This window comes from Pseudomonas sp. JL2 (genome assembly GCF_031570495.1).
Lineage (GTDB): Bacteria > Pseudomonadota > Gammaproteobacteria > Pseudomonadales > Pseudomonadaceae > Aquipseudomonas > Aquipseudomonas rhizophila.
Genome location: NZ_JAKUDH010000005.1, coordinates 243,385 through 260,489, shown reverse-complemented (window position 1 = coordinate 260,489; position 17,105 = coordinate 243,385). Strand labels below are relative to the sequence as shown.

Genomic DNA, 17,105 nt, shown 5'->3' with positions numbered 1-17,105 from the left:
TTGGCTTAATACGTTTGGAGAAAAACAATAATGAGGTAGCTGTCATGAGCAAATCGGTCTTCATCACTGGCGCATCCTCTGGCTTGGGGCGTCAGGTGGCGAGCGAGTTCGCCAGTCGTGGCTATGACCTGGCGTTAGCTGCCCGTCAAATCGACGTCTTGCACACCATCAAGTCCGAGCTGGAGGAACGCCACGGCGTGCTGGTTCTGGTCTATCCACTGGATGTCAGTGATGCCGAACAGGTGCGCGACACGCTGAATACCGCCAGCGCCGAACTGGGCAAGCTCGATATCGTTGTGGCCAACGCAGGGTTGGGTAGCGACGGACGCATAGGGCGCATCAATTTCGCCAATTCCCGTCAAATGTTCGAAGTCAATGTAATCGGCGCCTGCGCGACCATCGACGCTGCAATCACCTTGTTCAAGAGCCAGGGGCATGGGCAGATCGTGGCGATGAGTTCGATCGCCAGCTGGCGCGGCCTGCCCGGCAGCGGCGCCTACAGCGCAAGCAAGGCCGCAGTCAGCGTGTACATGGAGGCGCTGCGTGCCGAATCGCAGGGTAAGAACCTGACCGTTACGGTCATCTATCCGGGCTACATCGATACGCCGATGAACAATAAGCTCAAGAGCCGTCCCTTCCTGCTGCCGCTGGAGGAAGGTGGCAAACGGATTGCCGATGCCATTTTACAACGCCGCAAGCGCGCAGTAATTCCCGGCTACCCCTGGCTGTTGCTGCGACCCGTGCTGCAACTGCTACCGACCGCGCTGATCAGCAAACTCTTCTGAGCAAACGACCATGACCACCAATATCTGCCAGATCGCGCTGAGCGTGCGTGACACCACCGCGTCCCTGCGTTTCTACCAGAAACTGTTCGGCCTTAAGCATGTCTTCGGCACTCTGTCTTTTCGCGGCAAGCAGGCCGAGCGGATCCAGGGCCTTGCCGGAGTGGCGTCGCGAGTCAGTTGGTTGATCGACGACCGGGAGTTCTTTCAGTTGGAACTGTTCGAATTCGAGTCGCCGGTCTCGGCCCCCCTCTCCCCCGAGGACGACGAGCGCGTCGGTTATCGGCGCATTCTTGCGAGGGTTGATTCGCTTGAACGTTTCGAAGCTCTCGCCCAGTCTCTTGGCCTATCTATGGAAACCCGCCGGTCTGCCAATCGCCGTTTCATCCGGGATCCGGACGGAATTCTCATCGAGCTGATCGAAGACAGCTCACTGCAAGGATCGCCCTATCCATGCAAGCTGACAGGCTTGGGTCTTGTTGTCGCAGATTGCGCGACCAGCGTGGCGACCTTTGTCGACGGGTTGGCTTTTGAGCGTAGCTACCGCACCGTTGAGCAGAGCAACTATACCGTCACCAACGCCTGCCTGATTAAAGGCGACATGTGGCTGGACATTCATCAGCCGGCGAACCCCAAACCCTGGCCACCCCGCTACCGATTGAACGACATCGGCATTATGAACCTGGCTATCGGCTTCGACAGCCAGGACGGGTTCGCCGCACAGTTCGATCGGGCGCGCAAGGCTGGATTCGTGCCCAACTGCAACCCGGTGGGTCAGGTAGGGCTGGTGCAGTGCGTCTACGTCAATGACCCGAACGGTTTTTCGGTGGAGATGCTGTACTGCTCGCCGCGACTGTACGCATTAGTGGGCTTCAGCAAACCGAACTGGAAGGCCAAGCTGTTCAACCGGCAGCGCGAGAAGCAGGCCTATAAGGCACTGGGCACGCGACGCGACAGTCTCTTCTCGCGGCAGATCAAGACCGAAATCGAGATTGATGCGCCGCCCAGTGCGGTGTGGAACTGCCTCGTCGACTTCGAGCGCTACGCGCAGTGGAACCCCATGCTGGAGATCCAGCGGATCGACCACCGCCCGGGTGGGCAGGTGCACTTCGCGGTCAAGCTGGGCATGGAACGCAAGGCGTCCTTCCAGGCACGCATCAGCAGCGACGAAGCGCCAAACCGCTTCGCCTGGCGTGGTGGCAACCCTTTCACGGTGGCCGGCGAACATTTCTTTCAGCTTGTGGAAAACGCCGATGGGTCCACCCGTTTCATCCATGGAGAGCGTTTTTCCGGCCTCTTGCTGCCGGCACTATGGCAGCGCCTGAGCCAATCGAAACGACTCTATCAACGTATGAACGAGGCGCTGAAACAGCGTGTCGATACAGCCCATCAGGAGGCAACAGATGAAAGACTTGAACGGTAAGGTCAGCGTGATCACCGGAGCTGGCGGAGGCCTGGGCCGCGAGCTGGCGATGGCTTGCGCGCGACGTGGAATGAGGCTGGTACTGGCCGATGTCGAAGCCGGAAACCTGGAGGCCACCTGCTCGCAGATCCAGCAGGAACTCCCTGACACCGAGATCACCACCCTACTGGTAGACGTGTCTAAATTCGAGCAAGTCGCCGCGCTGGCGCAACTGGCGATACAACGTTTTGAAGGCGTCCATCTACTGTTCAATAACGCCGGCGTGGGCGTCACTGCGCCCGTCTGGGAAAACACGGTTTCCGATTGGCATTGGGTAACCAACGTCAATCTTTATGGCGTCGCCTGGGGCGTGAAAGCCTTCACACCGATCATGCTCGAGCAGGACGAGGGACACATCGTCAATATCGCCTCGGCGGCTGGCTGGATGTACTCGGCTGGCAGTGGCATTTACAACGCCACTAAAGCGGCGGTGGTGGCGCTCTCGGAGAGCTTGGTCAATGACCTTAAAATGGTCAACAGCGCGGTCGGTGTCAGCGTGCTCTCACCCGCCTTTTTCCCGACTGGCATCATCGAAGCTGAGCGCAATCGCCCGGCCGAATTCGCCGACGCTGCCGCCGACAGCGAGATGAAGCGGCAGTACGAGGAGCGTGTGAGACGAGCCGTGGAAACCGGCAAGATTTCTGCACGCGAAATCGCCGAAATCACCCTTAAGGGCGTGGAGGAAAATCGCTTCTACATCTTTCCCCATGCTTGGGTGCAGGGCGCGATAGCCCAACGCAGCAAGCAGGCGCAGGAAGGCATGACAGCTTATAACCCCCAGTCTTAACCCGATGAGCGCTAGCCCTGCCAATGATTGTTGATTTTTTCAGGAGAACCAGATTCCGCGGTTCTCTATCAGTCAATCAAACAGGCGCTCGAGAAAGTTGCGCTACAGGTATTTTGGTCGATCAACCAACCTGGAAGCCGGGCTTTAGGTTCGCGCCTCATCAAGCGTAGTGGAATGACAGGTTGCAGTCCAAATGCGATCGCTCGTGATCGGCTGCTGACGGCCACGAGTTATCGCTCGACGAATGACCGTATATGGACTTCTCCTCATTGCAAGCCCCTTTGCTTTGGCGCTCGTGCCGACTGCCGCAAGCTCTATCTTGCTGGTACTCGCGGCAGTGATGGCCTTTTTCACATCGCGAAACCAGGTTTAATAGAATGCGGATTTGAGTAAGACAGGCAACTGTCCACAATTTGTCAGATCGGATTTGATCCACAGCCGCTATCTGCCTTTCGCGAAAGACAGCTATGGGTCGTTCTCTGCCGGTCATGTCCACGAATTGTGCTGGTCATATCCGATGCAAATGACTGGTCAGGTCGAATGCAAATGGGTGGGCAAGTCCGTGCAATTACCCAGCTACCGTCGCGAGGTTTTTCGCGGCTTTTTGGGCGTCAGCATTAGCCGTCTTCTCGCCATCGGTGTCGCCCCACGCGACAGCCTGAGCGTAGGCAGTCGCCGCTTCGGTCTCGGCCTGACGTGCCTTCGCCATATCCTCTGAGGCTTGCTGACGGATTTCATTCAGGCGGGTGCTGACACTCTGCCGCTTTTCGTTGAGCTCGTGCTCGTCGGCTTTCCACGTCGCCATGGCGTCGCGGTAGCCCGCCATCAGGGTTTCGTGATTGGCGATGTTTTCGCGTCGAACAATTTTTTGACTCAGCCGATCAATTTCAAAGTCCAGTGAATCACATTTTCTTTTCCGGTCGGCGTACTGATCCTGCACGTCCCGCTCCCGGCCTCGCGGGATAGACTCGGGGGTGGCTAGAGCGGTCTCATAGTGCAAGAGTTCGACTCGCAGGCGTTCCACTTCGGAGGTCAGTTGTTCACGGCGGTCTTTCAGTTTTTGGATGTCGTTCATTGTTTCGTCTCTGTGTAATTCGATTGGGTTGGGTTGAGCGGCTGGCGAGGCCGGGAATGAGCCGGCGCTACCTCGATCAGTAGGGAGGCCGTCAGGCAGCCCGAGCCTCGCTCTCATCCGTTCCCGGAATCGTCTTCACGATGTAGCAGCGTTGCGGGCCTAAACCGGGCAACCGGACCAAACTCGATGCCTTGCCATCGCTACCAGGTTCCAGCACACCCCGGTGCAGCAGCTCCTTGTTCACGGCGTTGATGTTCATGCCCCGAAATATCTCGGATCGCCATGCCTCGGGTAGCACGTAGTAGGTGTGGGTGGTGTGCATGGTGTCGCCCATGCCGTGCTCCAGCGTTTTGCGAAAGCCAAGGCGGTCGATGGTGCGGGGCCCGTGCTCATCGATCTTCGCGGCGGCGGTCTCCCAGCGCGTAAAGCGGCTTTCGCCAAAGCGCTCGATGATCTGGCGCAGGCGGGCCAAGATCGCATCACCTTCAAGGTTTCCGGCGCCGCCACGCTCATTCAGCCACGCGCTCAGGCACACACGTGCCGCTGTGGTCGCGGTGCCGTCGGGCCAGCCGGTAATGCCGAGCGCGGTCGCCAGCTCTCCGGCTGCGGCGGCCAGCCCAAAGCGTGCGGCGGCTCGGTGTGCCTGCCCACTGGCCGAAGCGGGGAGCGCTTTGGCAACGAAGCCTTCCAGAGTCCGGCGGAGGATGGTTGACCATCCGTGCATCTTGCCGGGCTCGCAAAGAGCCGCCAGGAACGCGGTGAGTGGTGTGCCGTAGTATTTGGCTACCCGAGCCTTGAGCGCGTCTGAGAGGGCCGCTGCGTCATCGAAACCACTCAACACATCGAACATGCCGAGGCCTTTGCTAGCGTCCGCGGGCACGGCCAGCATGCGCACTTCCATACCGGCTTTCAGCTCCTTGTTGGCCTCGGCCATGTGCTGCGCCAACGTCTTCTCGCCCGTCGAGAGAAACAGCAAGCGCCACTCCTGTACTTGTCGGCCTGCTTGTCCTCGATCATTGGCGCGAGCCTTACCGGTGCCATTGCCAAGCATGTACACCGTTTCGCCGATGATGCGCGGGTCGCACATGCCGATTTCATCCAGCACCAGGAGCCCGTCCGAATGCGCGGCAGCGATGGATTCCAGGGCGTTGTCTGTCGAGCGCCAGGAACGCACTACACGTGGCCCGCCATAGATCGAGGCGGCCACTTGCAGGTGCGTGGTCTTGCCACCGGAGCTGTCGCCGTAGAGGTGAAACCCGCCCGATTCGTGACCGAGCATATTCAACAGCGGCCCCGCAAAGGCCACGCTGACGACGAACGCCAAACGATGGTTGCCGACGCACAATGCGCCGATTTGGTCTTGCCATTGCTCCAGCGTGCCGGACTCACTGATCGGTGGGAGTTGTGCCCCAGCCTCATAGAAATGCAGGTGTTCGTCATGCGAACCGATCTGCCGTTCGGGCAATAGGAAGGCATTCCCGTGCCAGCCGAGACGGGTGACCAGACGAGCCCGCTGCGCGCTGTCAAAGCCCTGTAAATAGCTTTGTAGGTCGTTGCGTGCGTTACGTCCTGAACGGCTGCCTGCCAGCCGCAGCCCCATATCCACGAGAGGGCCGAGTACATCCTTGCCAAAGTCGCCGGTCATGGTGCGGGCCGGAATATTCCAGCGTTTTTTCTGGCCGTCCGGGTCGTCGAACTCGACCAGCAAGCCCCAGTTATGCCCCTTGTCGTCACGGGTGCGAGCGAGGATCTCCAGAGGCGAGCACACAGGCCGCGCTTCGCCATCGTCGCCGGAATAAAACACGCCTTCAGGCGTCAGGCGAAAACCACCGGGCAGCAGGTCATTTTTTGATTTGGCGGGGCGCTTGGTTTTTGGTGGTGCCTTTGTTTCGATTTCTCCGGCCGGAGCGGGGGCGGGTGCCGAGCCAAACAGCTCGCCAGTGCGCTCCAGCTCGGCGAGGTGGGCCGATGTCCAGCCCTTGGCGAGTGCGTCGGCTGCATCGTCGCCATCGTCCCATTGACCACCTTTGGCAAAGGTCGATTTGCCATTCTTCAGTGTGGGCTTGCGTTTGAAGACGTCCAGGGCGATTGCTTGCACTGAGGCGGCGCCGATTTCACGCAGCTTTTCCGCGACGGCCTCCATGCAGCTCTGACCGCTGGAGTCATTGTCCGGCCACAACAAGATCGACCGCCCTTTGAGCGGTGTCAGGTCGGCCTTGTGCCAAGAGCTGGAGCCGTTCGGCCAGCAAGTCGCCACGTAGCTCGACATCAGCTCGGCAGCGGCATCGGCGGCTTTCTCGCCTTCGCACAGTACGACCGGCGCATCGAGCCGTTGCGACAGTTCGTCCAGGTGCAGAAGAGGGCGCGGATCGGGCAAACCTTGCCAGCGCCATTGAGTGGTTTGGCCGTCGGCGCGTTGGCACCAGGTCAACGGTGCAAAGACTTTCCTTGGCTTACCGTCTTCGTCCGGCCCCAGGTCGAACCGATAAAGCGCCATGAGGGGGTGCCCTTGGGCATCGCGATAGATCCACACCTTGGAGGGCGCGCCGTGTTGCCGGTGCTTGGCGGGGCACTTGTTCATGGCCTCGACCGGGATCGGCTGGATGGCGATCCATTCCGGCGCTTTGCTTTTGCTCGGTGTTGGCTTGGACTGTGCAGCGCCTGCCGATACGTGCAGCAGATCCGCCAGCTTGTTGCAGGCTTCGACGTCTGTGCCGCCGTCGAGGTAGCGCACCAGATCGATTAGGTCGCCGCCTTTGTCACCGGTAGCAAAATCCGCCCAAGTGCCCTTGCTCAGATTGACCTTGAGCGATCCGGCACGTTTGTCCGTGCGGGTCGGATTGGGGGCGGTGTATTCCTTGCCGCCATCGACCCGTTTGCCGTTGGGTAGCCAGTGTGCAAGTACGCGATCAATGTCCTTGAGTGCGGCGCTTTTCACGTCGGCAAAGCTGGGGCGTTTTGTGGGTTTGTTCGTGCGCTGGGTCATGTATCGGCCCCCGGCATAAACATGGCATCGTTCACGTCATCGATCAGGGCTTTTGCCATTTCGCCGAGGTAGAGCGCGCACCAGCTGTAGCGTTCGCCCTTATCGCTCATGGCGGCATCAAGGGAGAGTTGATTGGCGTAATGCTGGAGGAGCGAAACCGTTTCGAGCGCGTCCTCAATAGGAATGCCCGCATTCACCCGAAACACGCCCCGGCCGGAGGTTTTATTGAAAAACGACGCTCGGCCTAGTGTGGTGTGAGCGCTCATACGGCACCGCCTTTCTGATCCATCGGAACAGACGTGGTGTCACCGTGCAGGGTGAGAGTTTTGATCAATCCCAGGGTGCCCCGGACATCCCAAATAACTGCGGCGAGGACGTGATTGGCTAGGCGTGGTCTGTCGCTTTCGCTTTCGAAATGGTCCTCAAGCAACATCAGTACGGACTCTGCGCGGTTGATAGCGCAGGTGATTGCATCAACCGGGACACCCTTTTCGATGTCTTTGCTGACGCAGAGCAGGTCTTCGGGCAAGGCGAAGCTGAGGGAGGAATTCATTGGGCACCGCCTGCGGCTTCGAGAGCGCGAGCTTTGACCATATGGGCGTTGTAACGGGCAAGGCGAGTAGCGAGGCTGGAGTTGGCGTGTAGAGCGGCGAGAGCCATTGCACGGTGTGCAGCGGCGCGAAATTTGGACGGATTGAGGGCGTGTTTCATCTAGCGGAACTCCTGTATGTGAGGAGCTGCCACGGATCGTCGCCAAACGATTTAGGGTGGCAGCTGTGCGCGGGTTGGCGAACCGGGCATACAGGACCCCGGCAGACCCGAAGGTCTCCCACGCACAGCCACCATAAAAGATGAATGCGGGCACAAAAAAAGCGCCTGCAATCGGTATGGGGGCGCCTGTGCGCCTGTATGTAGTCGGGTCGCCAAACCCGATCGCTGATTTTGCAGCGACGGCCAGAGAGTAACGTTCGTTTTTCGAAAGTGCAACTACGGGGGTGTCTTGCGGATTTTTTGGGTGTGGCATAAATTGTTCGGGCATGTAGATTTACCTCAACGCCTCCGGATCGCCCCCGGAGGCGTTTTCGTTTCAGGCATGAAAGTCGAAGCGTAGGGAAAGCAGGGGCAGGAAGCCGCCTTGGAGCATTGAGCGAGCATCTTCATAGGCTTCCGCTTGCTGGCCCTCGTCGACGATCACCGCCCCAGTCTTTTCGCAGTGGAGGGAGAGCGCGCACCAGGTGCCGTCTGCCCAACTGAGCACGCTGACCACACGGCCCTGTTTGTCCTGCTGGCTGCGGTAGCGCTCCAGGCGCTGCATGAGGCGGGGCGAAAAGCCGATCTGGCGAAGAATGGAAAACGGGTGCATCAGGGCTTTGTTGGCGATCTTGCGGCTCATGCGGCCACCTGATCACGGGCAGCGATGCGTGCTCGTGTCCATGCTTGAACTTCTGCCAAAACCCATGCAACCGGAGCGCTTCGGGCGTTGCTGTTGCTGAGTTTCACCGGCATTGGGAATCCACTGTCCGGTTGGCGCATGAGCTTGTAGATGGTTGGGCGTGCGAGCCCTACGATTGAAATGACCTCGGGCATTCGGATGAGAGTCGATGCCGGGTCATGAGAAACGATGGTTTTTAATGCGGTATTCATAGCGAGCCTAACCTGAGTGAAATGAGACAACAGGCCATACGCTACGTAGGGGAGGGGGAACGGACTGTGTCCGCTCCCCTTTTTTTATTTGAGTGGTCTAAGACCCAGGATGGTCAGGTGGTCCCTGATGGTTTTTTTGGTTCCATGAACATTCTGGTCGAAAAGCAGATTGGTTAGCTCTGCATCGCTCAGACTGCGCTTTTCAATCAAGCGGCCACTAATGATTTTTTCGGCTGCTGCCTTGATATTTGCGCGCCTATACATCGTGTCCGATTGTATTTTTGATTCAGGGTCTCGATTTCCCTTACCGGCCTCATGGCCCCGCTTTGATGCCTTTGCCGAGAAAGCCTCATCGAGCATTTGGTGCATCAGGCTGGATGCGTTGAAGCCAGTCTTGAATACGTCGATGTTCTCCGCTTGCCTGTACAGTACTGCCATCGATAGGGTCTGTTTGGCTTCACCCAACAATTCAGCGAACCGCTCTCGCGCTTTGATTTCGGTTCCACTGCGGCGGAATCGTTCTTTTTCGACCAAGGCTAGATACTGGCGGGGCGAGTCATTTCTCAACTGCTCTAGCAGTTCTGCATCGATGTCGTAGGTCGCAAGTTCAAGTTCGAACAACCAGTTTCCGAGTACCTCTACAGCTTCGGTGCCAAGCACGAGAGCAAAGGTCGCTGCCAGTTGCGAGTCTGTAGCTTGATGATTGAAGCCAGGGAGATGTCGAATGACATTTGGCAGTGAGGCTGCTCCCGCGATGCTGGCATGGTCATCGATGACGTCACGTAGCTCAAAGACCGTTGTCGTGACTGGCTCAGCACACAGCGCGTAGGAGCCATCCTCAAGCCAGAATGATGTGGCGTCGTTGATAAGATCGAATGCTTGTCGGAAGTGCTCGTTGAATTCGCGATAGAGGGCCAATTCACGAATGGCTCGTTCGACGTCGTCCATGTCCTGAATCAAACACTTTACGTCGATCCCTGCAATTTCCAGCTCCTCTATGCCAGTGCTCGGTTCAATGGGCATATTGGGCACCCCGTCGCCCCGGAGCTGGGGGGCAGTCGCAGCGATGCACATATGAAGACGCCACCGCCCGCAGTGCTGAAGGAGGCGGATTTTCGTTACACGACTTGGCGTCGTTACACTCGGTGTATCGTTGGCGTAGTCGCGGTGTAACTCGAAAAAAACATAATAAATTCAATTGGTTGATGTCGTTCGTTACACGTGTCACACGCGTTACACCGGTTTTAGAGGTGGGCTGGATATGCGTACTCATACAGCCTTTCCGAATTGGCCTTGCACGATATTGCCTGCCTCCAAAGCATCAAGGTGATCTGCATACCACTGCATCATCTTTACGCGCTGCTCAAGGTATTGGGCCTTGTTATACACCCCTGAGATACCTTCCTCTTTGTGAGCAAGCTGCGCTTCGACGTGCTCTTTCGGCCATCCATGTTCACGCAGTAATGTGCTCGCGGTGTGGCGAGTACCGTGCCCCACTAAGCGGCCTTTGTAGCCGATGGTGGCGAAGACTTTGTTGATTGTGTTCTCACTGATAGTCGGATTCTTGGCGCCGACGCCCGGAAAGAGCCAGCGACTACGACCTGTCAGGCATTGCAGCTCTTTCAGCGCGGCAACAGCCTGACTGGGAAGAGGGCATACAAAGTCCCTGCGCATTTTCATCTTGGCGGCAGGAGTGGTCCAAATGGCCTTCTCAAGGTCGAACTCCTTCCATTCTGCCAAGCGGACCATCCCCGGTCGTGATGCTGTCCATACGCATAGCCATGCCGCAGTGCGGGCTGTCAGCCTACTTGGGGTGTTCTTGAGAGCCTGTAAAAACTCACCCAATTCAGGCTCCAGCAGATGTGGATGTTGTTGGGTTTTAGGGGCTTTGGCTGCGATATCGCGAAGGCGGCTTCCTGGATCGTTTTCAGTCAGGCCTAAGCCGATGGCGCGCCCGAAGATCTGATTGATCCAGGTACGGCACTTTTCCGCGACGTTGTGTGCATCCCTCGCTTCGATTGATGCTTGGAGCTCTGCACAATCAGTACGTGTAATTTCGTCTAGGGGCTTGTCCCCCAGGGCAGGAAGTATGTCTTTTTCGAGATAGGTACGAATTTTGTTGAGGGTGGAGGGTGCGAGACCTTTTTCCTCCTTTGCCTTTAGCCAGTCATAAGCAGCCGCTCGAAAGGTTCGAGCTCTGGCCGCATCAATAGCAGCTTTCGCAAATCGTTTTTGCTCGAGGGGGTCAACACCGCTGCTCACTACTTTGCGTAGATCGGCAGCTTTCTCTCGTGCTGATGCACCACTAACTTCTGGATAACCCCCCAGCCCCATCCAAGCCCAATTGCCCGCCGGACGTTTGTAGCGGAGCTGCCAGGATTTACCGCCATCAGGCTTAACCCTGAAATAGAGGCCGTTTCCATCCAGTTCTCGATATTCCTTTGATTCCGGCTCCAGCCCCGCAAGCGTCGTGTCTGCAAGAGGGCGGCGCTTGATATCTGCGCGCTTCATCCTTGTATCCCAAAGTTAGGTATTTTTCTCAGGATACAAGCAGGGATACAGGGATACAACGGATAAGGGGATACAGAGGTAGATAGCCAGACACAAAAAAACCGGCTCAAGTGGCCGGTTTCTTTGGGTCTGAGAGACTGGTAGAGATTCTCAGATACTGCTATATGGTGCCCCGAGGGAGACTCGAACTCCCACTCCTTTCGAAAACGGATTTTGAATCCGCCGCGTCTACCAATTCCGCCATCAGGGCTCAATGGCGGCGAAGTATAGAGAGGTGCCTACCGTTGGTCAATCACGTTTCATGGTGAATTTTTGATAATTCCGCTAGACTTTCCGGCCCTGCTAGACGAACCCCATCATGCGTGTTGCTGACTTTACCTTCGAACTCCCTGATTCGCTGATCGCTCGCCACCCTCTGGCCGAGCGTCGCGCCAGTCGACTGTTGACCCTGGACGGGGTCAGCGGTGCCATGGCTCACCGTCAATTCACTGATTTGCTTGAGCATTTGCGCCCGGGCGATTTGATGGTGTTCAACAATACCCGGGTGATTCCGGCGCGGTTGTTTGGCCAGAAGGCCTCCGGCGGCAAGCTGGAGATTCTGGTGGAGCGGGTGCTGGACAGTCATCGGGTGCTGGCCCATGTGCGGTCGAGCAAGTCGCCCAAGCCCGGTTCGTCGATTTTGATCGACGGCGGCGGTGAGGCGGTGATGGTGGCGCGGCATGATGCGTTGTTCGAGCTGGAATTTGCCGAAGAGGTGTTGCCGCTGCTCGACCGTGTCGGGCACATGCCGTTGCCTCCTTATATAGACCGCCCGGACGAAGGTTCGGACCGCGAGCGTTATCAGACCGTGTACGCCGAGCGCTTGGGGGCGGTGGCGGCGCCGACGGCGGGGCTGCATTTTGATCAGCCGCTGCTGGAGGCGATTGCCGCCAAGGGCGTGGAGACGGCGTTCGTGACGTTGCACGTCGGCGCCGGCACGTTCCAGCCGGTGCGGGTGGAGCGTATCGAAGATCACCACATGCATAACGAATGGCTCGAAGTGAGCCAGGAAGTGGTCGATGCCGTAGCGGCCTGTCGCGCGCGCGGTGGGCGGGTGGTGGCGGTGGGGACCACCAGCGTGCGGTCTCTGGAAAGCGCTGCGCGCGATGGCGTGCTCAAGCCGTTCAGTGGCGACACTGACATCTTTATCTACCCGGGCCGGCCGTTTCATGTGGTTGATGCCCTGGTCACCAATTTTCATTTGCCCGAATCCACGCTGTTGATGCTGGTTTCGGCGTTCGCCGGTTATCCCGAGGCCATGGCCGCCTACAAGGCCGCTGTCGAGCATGGATACCGCTTTTTCAGCTACGGTGATGCGATGTTCATCACCCGTAACCCCGCGCCACGCGGACCCGAGGAAACAGTATGAGTCGCACCTGTCGCATGTCCTTCGAGTTGCTTGCTACCGATGGCAAGGCTCGTCGCGGTCGTCTGACCTTCCCCCGCGGTACGGTGGAAACCCCCGCGTTCATGCCGGTGGGCACGTACGGCACGGTCAAGGGCATGTTGCCTCGGGATATTGTGGCCACGGGCGCGGAGATCATCCTCGGCAACACTTTCCACCTGTGGCTGCGCCCGGGCATGGAGGTGATCAAGGCTCACGGTGACTTGCACGATTTCATGCAATGGAAAGGTCCGATTCTGACCGACTCCGGCGGTTTCCAGGTGTTCAGCCTGGGGGCGATGCGCAAGATCAAGGAGGAGGGTGTGACCTTCGCTTCTCCGGTGGATGGCGCCAAGGTGTTCATGGGGCCGGAAGAGTCGATGCAGGTCCAGCGCGACCTGGGCTCGGACATCGTGATGATCTTTGACGAATGCACGCCGTACCCGGCCGATGAAGACGTGGCGCGGGTGTCCATGGAGCTGTCGTTGCGCTGGGCCCAGCGCTCCAAGAACGCCCATGGCGAGAACACGGCGGCGCTGTTCGGCATCGTCCAGGGCGGCATGCACCAGGATTTGCGCATGCGCTCGCTCGAAGGCCTCGACAAGATCGGCTTCGACGGCCTGGCCATCGGCGGTCTGTCGGTGGGCGAACCCAAGCATGAAATGATCAAGGTGCTCGATTACCTGCCGGGCCAGATGCCGGCTGACAAACCTCGTTACCTTATGGGCGTTGGCAAACCGGAAGATCTGGTTGAGGGTGTGCGCCGCGGTGTGGACATGTTCGATTGCGTGATGCCAACCCGTAATGCCCGCAATGGGCATCTGTTCATTGATACAGGCGTGCTGAAGATCCGTAACGCGTTCCATCGCCATGATGAATCGCCGCTGGATCCGACCTGCGATTGCTACACCTGCCAGAACTTCTCCCGTGCTTATCTGCACCATTTGGACAAGTGCGGCGAAATGCTGGGTAGCATGTTGAATACCATCCACAATTTGCGCCATTACCAGGTGCTTATGGCTGGTTTGCGCGAGGCTATTCAACAGGGTACATTGGCCGCCTTTGTCGATGCCTTCTATGCCAAGCGCGGGTTGCCTGTTCCGCCCTTGGACTGAGTTTTCCGATCCTAAGATTCAATACTTGCAACTGGAGTGCTAAATGAGCTTTTTTATCTCTAATGCCATGGCTGATGCCGCTGCCCCTGCAGCAGCGCCAATGGGTGGCGGTTTCGAGTGGATTTTCCTGGTTGGCTTTCTGGTCATCTTCTACCTGATGATCTGGCGTCCACAGGCCAAGCGTGCCAAAGAGCAGAAGAACCTGCTCAGCAGCCTGCAAAAGGGCGACGAAGTGGTCACCACCGGCGGCATCGCTGGCAAGATCACCAAAGTGGCCGATGACTTCGTGGTACTGGAAGTGTCCGACACCGTTGAAATGAAATTCCAGAAGGGCGCCATCGCGGCCACGCTGCCAAAAGGCACGCTGAAAGCGATCTAAGTAACAACTTCTATTCAATCGACGGGGCGCGCAAGGCGCCCCGCGTCATAAGCGGGCGGCGTGATGCTGAACAAATACCCTCTGTGGAAATATTTACTGATCCTGGCGGTGCTGGCGGTCGGTCTGATTTATTCCGCTCCCAATCTTTATCCTGATGACCCGGCCATTCAGGTCAGTGGCGCAAGCACTGCCTTGCAGGTCACTCAGGCTGATCTGGACCGTGCGAGCGCTGCGCTCAAGGCCTCCGGTATCGACGTGAAGGCCGCGACCGTTGCCGAAGGTGGCAAGGGCGGTTTGTTGCGTCTGCTCAAGGCTGAAGACCAACTGCCGGCCAAGGACGTGGTGCGCAAGGCCCTCGGTGACGACTATGTCGTGGCCCTGAACCTGGCCCAGACCACCCCGCAATGGCTGCGCAACCTCGGCGCGCATCCGATGAAGCTGGGTCTGGACTTGTCCGGTGGTGTGCACTTCCTGCTGGAAGTGGACATGGACAAGGCGCTGGATGCACGCTTGAAAGTCTACGAAGGCGACGTCAAGAGCCTGTTGCGTAAAGAGCGTCTGCGCTATCGCAGCCTGCCGCAGCTCGACGGTGCCATTCAGCTGGGTTTCACTGACGAAGATGTACGCGAGAAGGCCCGTGCGCTGATCCGCAAGAACTTCAACGATTTCGACATTGTGCCAGCCGACCTCAATGGTCAGCCGGTGCTGCGTCTGGCGATGACCCCGGCCAAGCTGGCGGAAATCCGCGAATACTCCATCAAGCAGAACTTGACCACGGTGCGTAACCGGGTCAACGAGCTGGGTGTGGCCGAGCCGATCGTGCAGCGCCAGGGCGCCAACCGCATCGTGGTTGAGCTGCCGGGCGTGCAGGACACTGCCGAAGCCAAGCGTATCCTCGGCAAGACCGCCAACCTGGAATTCCGTCTCGCGGCCGAACCGGGTGCTTCCCGAGCCACTACCGAGAGCTTCGAGTTCCGTGAAGGCGGTCGTCCGGCGGCGCAGATCGAGCGCGGCCTGATCATCACCGGTGACCAGGTGACCGACGCCCAGGCGGGCTTCGACGAGCAGGGTCGCCCACAGGTAAACATTCGCCTCGACGGCCACGGCGGCGAACTGATGAGCCGCGCCACGCGCAGTAACGTCGGTCGCAGCATGGCGGTGATCTTCATCGAGCAGAAGCCGACCACCACTTACACCAAGCAAGTGGTCAACGGTGTCGAGAAAGACGTACCGATCCAGACGTTCAAGGAAGAGAAAAAGATCATCAGCCTGGCGACCATCCAGTCGCCGCTGGGCAGCCAGTTCCGCATCACCGGCCTCAATGGCCAGGGTGAATCCTCGGAACTGGCCCTGCTGCTGCGTGCCGGTGGTCTGGCTGCGCCGATGTACTTCGCTGAAGAGCGCACCATTGGCCCGAGCCTGGGTGCCGACAACATTGCCAAGGGTGTCGATGCATCGCTGTGGGGCATGCTGTTTGTCTCGCTGTTCATCATCGCCATCTACCGCTTCTTCGGCCTGATCGCCACGGTTGCGCTGGCGGTGAACATGGTGCTGCTGCTGGCGCTGATGTCGCTGCTGGGGGCTACGCTGACCCTGCCGGGTATTGCCGGTATCGTGTTGACCATGGGTATGGCGGTGGACGCCAACGTGCTGATCTTCTCGCGGATTCGTGAAGAGATTGCTGCGGGTATGTCGGTCCAGCGGGCAATCAACGAAGGCTTCGGCCGGGCATTTACTGCGATTATCGACGCCAACCTGACCACCTTGCTGGTGGGCGGGATTCTCTTCGCCATGGGCACCGGTCCGGTGAAGGGCTTCGCAGTGACCATGTCCCTCGGGATCTTTACCTCGATGTTCACAGCCATTCTGGTGACCCGTGCAATGGTCAACCTGATTTATGGTGGCCGTGACTTCAAGAAGTTGTGGATTTAAGGGGCTGCCATGTTACGTACAATCAACTTCATGGGCGTTCGCAACGTTGCGTTCGGCGTCACTGTATTGCTGACCTTGCTGGCGTTGTTCAGCTGGTTCAGCAAGGGCCTGAACTACGGCCTGGATTTCACCGGCGGTACGCTGATCGAGCTGACCTACGAGCGTCCGGCCGATGTCACCAAGGTGCGCGAGCAACTGATGACCTCGGGTTACACCGACGCTGTGGTGCAGAGCTTTGGCGCGACCACAGACCTGCTGGTGCGGATGCCGGGTGAAGACCCGCAACTGGGTCAGCAAGTGGCCGAGGCCTTGCAGAAGGCTGGTGGCGACAACCCGGCGCAGGTCAAGCGTGTCGAGTATGTCGGCCCGCAGGTGGGTGAAGAGCTGCGCGACCAGGGCGGCCTCGGCATGCTGATGGCGCTGGGCGGGATCCTGCTGTACCTGGCTTTCCGCTTTCAGTGGAAGTTCGCGGTCGGCGCGATTGTCTCGCTGATCCACGACGTGATCGTGACTGTGGGCATCCTGTCGTTCTTCCAGATCACCTTCGATTTGACGGTGTTGGCGGCGGTGCTGGCGATCATCGGTTACTCGCTCAACGACACCATTGTGGTGTTCGACCGGGTGCGTGAAAACTTCCGTGTGCTGCGCAAGGCGACGCTGATCGAGAACATCAACATCTCGACCACCCAGACCCTGCTGCGGACCATGGCGACGTCGATCTCCACGTTGCTGGCGATCGGCGCGCTGCTGATTTTCGGTGGCGACAACCTGTTCGGCTTCTCCATTGCGCTGTTCATTGGTGTATTGGCGGGTACTTACTCGTCGATCTACATCGCCAACGTGGTGCTGATCTGGCTGAACCTGAGCACCGAGGATCTGATTCCTCCGGTGGCCACAGATACGGAAGTGGACGACCGACCGTAAGGTTTGGTCTCCGTCCGTCACGGCCTGAAAGGCGCGAGTTGAACTCGCGCCTTTTTTTGTGCTCCAAGGCTGGGAGAAGCGCGGA

15 protein-coding genes, 1 tRNA gene and 1 pseudogene are annotated in these 17,105 nt (G+C 58.6%); 8 read left to right on the top strand and 9 right to left on the bottom strand.

Going from position 1 to position 17,105, the window contains the following annotated elements; translation table 11 throughout:
• Positions 1-44 precede the first annotated feature (44 nt).
• From MKS85_RS10335 to MKS85_RS10325, 3 genes are read left to right on the top strand one after another with little or no spacing between them, the layout of a single operon-like run.
• Positions 45-785, top strand: coding sequence for an SDR family NAD(P)-dependent oxidoreductase (locus MKS85_RS10335; RefSeq protein WP_010457919.1), 741 nt, complete (start codon positions 45-47; stop codon positions 783-785).
• A gap of 10 nt (positions 786-795) precedes the next feature.
• Complete coding sequence (locus MKS85_RS10330; protein ID WP_010457917.1) at positions 796-2,205, top strand: SRPBCC family protein; 1,410 nt, start codon at positions 796-798, stop codon at positions 2,203-2,205.
• Positions 2,186-3,031, top strand: a complete 846-nt coding sequence (locus MKS85_RS10325) for an SDR family NAD(P)-dependent oxidoreductase (RefSeq protein WP_010457916.1) — start codon at positions 2,186-2,188, stop codon at positions 3,029-3,031. Before MKS85_RS10330 ends, MKS85_RS10325 begins: the two co-directional genes overlap by 20 nt.
• Before the next feature lie 574 nt (positions 3,032-3,605).
• On the opposite strand, the pseudogene MKS85_RS10320 reads toward MKS85_RS10325, so the two are convergent.
• From MKS85_RS10320 to MKS85_RS10280, 9 genes and pseudogenes are all read right to left on the bottom strand, one after another.
• Positions 3,606-4,106: pseudogene (locus MKS85_RS10320) on the bottom strand (chromosome segregation protein SMC); the annotation flags it as partial.
• 91 nt (positions 4,107-4,197) lie between these two features.
• Positions 4,198-7,092, bottom strand: a complete 2,895-nt coding sequence (locus tag MKS85_RS10315) for a DUF927 domain-containing protein (RefSeq protein WP_010457914.1) — start codon at positions 7,090-7,092, stop codon at positions 4,198-4,200.
• Positions 7,089-7,358 carry a DUF3077 domain-containing protein gene (locus tag MKS85_RS10310; RefSeq protein ID WP_010457913.1) on the bottom strand — a complete coding sequence of 90 codons (270 nt, stop codon included), beginning with the start codon at positions 7,356-7,358 and terminating at the stop codon, positions 7,089-7,091. Before MKS85_RS10310 ends, MKS85_RS10315 begins: the two co-directional genes overlap by 4 nt.
• Positions 7,355-7,645 (bottom strand): hypothetical protein, encoded by a 291-nt coding sequence (locus MKS85_RS10305; RefSeq protein WP_010457912.1) that lies wholly within the window; start codon positions 7,643-7,645, stop codon positions 7,355-7,357. The genes MKS85_RS10310 and MKS85_RS10305 overlap by 4 nt, the downstream gene beginning before the upstream one ends.
• 534 nt (positions 7,646-8,179) lie before the next feature.
• Positions 8,180-8,485 (bottom strand): hypothetical protein, encoded by a 306-nt coding sequence (locus MKS85_RS10300; protein ID WP_010457909.1) that lies wholly within the window; start codon positions 8,483-8,485, stop codon positions 8,180-8,182.
• Positions 8,482-8,736: an AlpA family transcriptional regulator gene (locus MKS85_RS10295; protein ID WP_010457907.1), complete on the bottom strand. Its 255-nt coding sequence runs from the start codon at positions 8,734-8,736 to the stop codon at positions 8,482-8,484. The genes MKS85_RS10300 and MKS85_RS10295 overlap by 4 nt, the downstream gene beginning before the upstream one ends.
• 84 nt (positions 8,737-8,820) lie before the next feature.
• The gene (locus tag MKS85_RS10290; RefSeq protein WP_042933021.1) at positions 8,821-9,759 is read right to left on the bottom strand and encodes a hypothetical protein; all 939 of its coding nucleotides are present in this window, start codon (positions 9,757-9,759) and stop codon (positions 8,821-8,823) included.
• 246 nt (positions 9,760-10,005) lie between these two features.
• Positions 10,006-11,247, bottom strand: coding sequence for a tyrosine-type recombinase/integrase (locus MKS85_RS10285; RefSeq protein ID WP_010457903.1), 1,242 nt, complete (start codon positions 11,245-11,247; stop codon positions 10,006-10,008).
• A gap of 165 nt (positions 11,248-11,412) precedes the next feature.
• Positions 11,413-11,497, bottom strand: a tRNA-Leu gene (locus MKS85_RS10280).
• Between the two features lie 108 nt (positions 11,498-11,605).
• On the opposite strand from MKS85_RS10280, the gene queA reads away from it, so the two are divergent.
• The 5 genes from queA (at position 11,606) to secF (ending at position 17,020) form a co-directional block, all read left to right on the top strand.
• The gene (gene queA, locus MKS85_RS10275) at positions 11,606-12,655 is read left to right on the top strand and encodes a tRNA preQ1(34) S-adenosylmethionine ribosyltransferase-isomerase QueA (protein WP_025211994.1); all 1,050 of its coding nucleotides are present in this window, start codon (positions 11,606-11,608) and stop codon (positions 12,653-12,655) included.
• A gap of 14 nt (positions 12,656-12,669) precedes the next feature.
• Complete coding sequence (gene tgt / locus MKS85_RS10270) at positions 12,670-13,785, top strand: tRNA guanosine(34) transglycosylase Tgt (protein ID WP_160891620.1); 1,116 nt, start codon at positions 12,670-12,672, stop codon at positions 13,783-13,785.
• A gap of 43 nt (positions 13,786-13,828) precedes the next feature.
• The gene (gene yajC, locus MKS85_RS10265) at positions 13,829-14,164 is read left to right on the top strand and encodes a preprotein translocase subunit YajC (RefSeq protein WP_007956696.1); all 336 of its coding nucleotides are present in this window, start codon (positions 13,829-13,831) and stop codon (positions 14,162-14,164) included.
• A 63-nt stretch (positions 14,165-14,227) separates the two neighbouring features.
• On the top strand, positions 14,228-16,096 hold the full coding sequence (gene secD / locus MKS85_RS10260) for a protein translocase subunit SecD (RefSeq protein WP_188251295.1): 1,869 nt from the start codon (positions 14,228-14,230) through the stop codon (positions 16,094-16,096).
• A gap of 9 nt (positions 16,097-16,105) precedes the next feature.
• Complete coding sequence (gene secF / locus MKS85_RS10255; RefSeq protein ID WP_188251294.1) at positions 16,106-17,020, top strand: protein translocase subunit SecF; 915 nt, start codon at positions 16,106-16,108, stop codon at positions 17,018-17,020.
• Positions 17,021-17,105: the final 85 nt, after the last annotated feature.

Excerpts from the sequence above, each read along its gene's own strand:
- MKS85_RS10335 (WP_010457919.1), top strand. The coding sequence starts at position 45 with ATGAGCAAATCGGTCTTCATCACTGGCGCATCCTCTGGCTTGGGGCGT.
- MKS85_RS10330 (WP_010457917.1), top strand. The coding sequence starts at position 796 with ATGACCACCAATATCTGCCAGATCGCGCTGAGCGTGCGTGACACCACC.
- MKS85_RS10325 (WP_010457916.1), top strand. The coding sequence starts at position 2,186 with ATGAAAGACTTGAACGGTAAGGTCAGCGTGATCACCGGAGCTGGCGGA.
- MKS85_RS10315 (WP_010457914.1), bottom strand. The coding sequence starts at position 7,092 with ATGACCCAGCGCACGAACAAACCCACAAAACGCCCCAGCTTTGCCGAC.
- MKS85_RS10310 (WP_010457913.1), bottom strand. The coding sequence starts at position 7,358 with ATGAGCGCTCACACCACACTAGGCCGAGCGTCGTTTTTCAATAAAACC.
- MKS85_RS10305 (WP_010457912.1), bottom strand. The coding sequence starts at position 7,645 with ATGAATTCCTCCCTCAGCTTCGCCTTGCCCGAAGACCTGCTCTGCGTC.
- MKS85_RS10300 (WP_010457909.1), bottom strand. The coding sequence starts at position 8,485 with ATGAGCCGCAAGATCGCCAACAAAGCCCTGATGCACCCGTTTTCCATT.
- MKS85_RS10295 (WP_010457907.1), bottom strand. The coding sequence starts at position 8,736 with ATGAATACCGCATTAAAAACCATCGTTTCTCATGACCCGGCATCGACT.
- MKS85_RS10290 (WP_042933021.1), bottom strand. The coding sequence starts at position 9,759 with ATGCCCATTGAACCGAGCACTGGCATAGAGGAGCTGGAAATTGCAGGG.
- MKS85_RS10285 (WP_010457903.1), bottom strand. The coding sequence starts at position 11,247 with ATGAAGCGCGCAGATATCAAGCGCCGCCCTCTTGCAGACACGACGCTT.
- queA (WP_025211994.1), top strand. The coding sequence starts at position 11,606 with ATGCGTGTTGCTGACTTTACCTTCGAACTCCCTGATTCGCTGATCGCT.
- tgt (WP_160891620.1), top strand. The coding sequence starts at position 12,670 with ATGTCCTTCGAGTTGCTTGCTACCGATGGCAAGGCTCGTCGCGGTCGT.
- yajC (WP_007956696.1), top strand. The coding sequence starts at position 13,829 with ATGAGCTTTTTTATCTCTAATGCCATGGCTGATGCCGCTGCCCCTGCA.
- secD (WP_188251295.1), top strand. The coding sequence starts at position 14,228 with ATGCTGAACAAATACCCTCTGTGGAAATATTTACTGATCCTGGCGGTG.
- secF (WP_188251294.1), top strand. The coding sequence starts at position 16,106 with ATGTTACGTACAATCAACTTCATGGGCGTTCGCAACGTTGCGTTCGGC.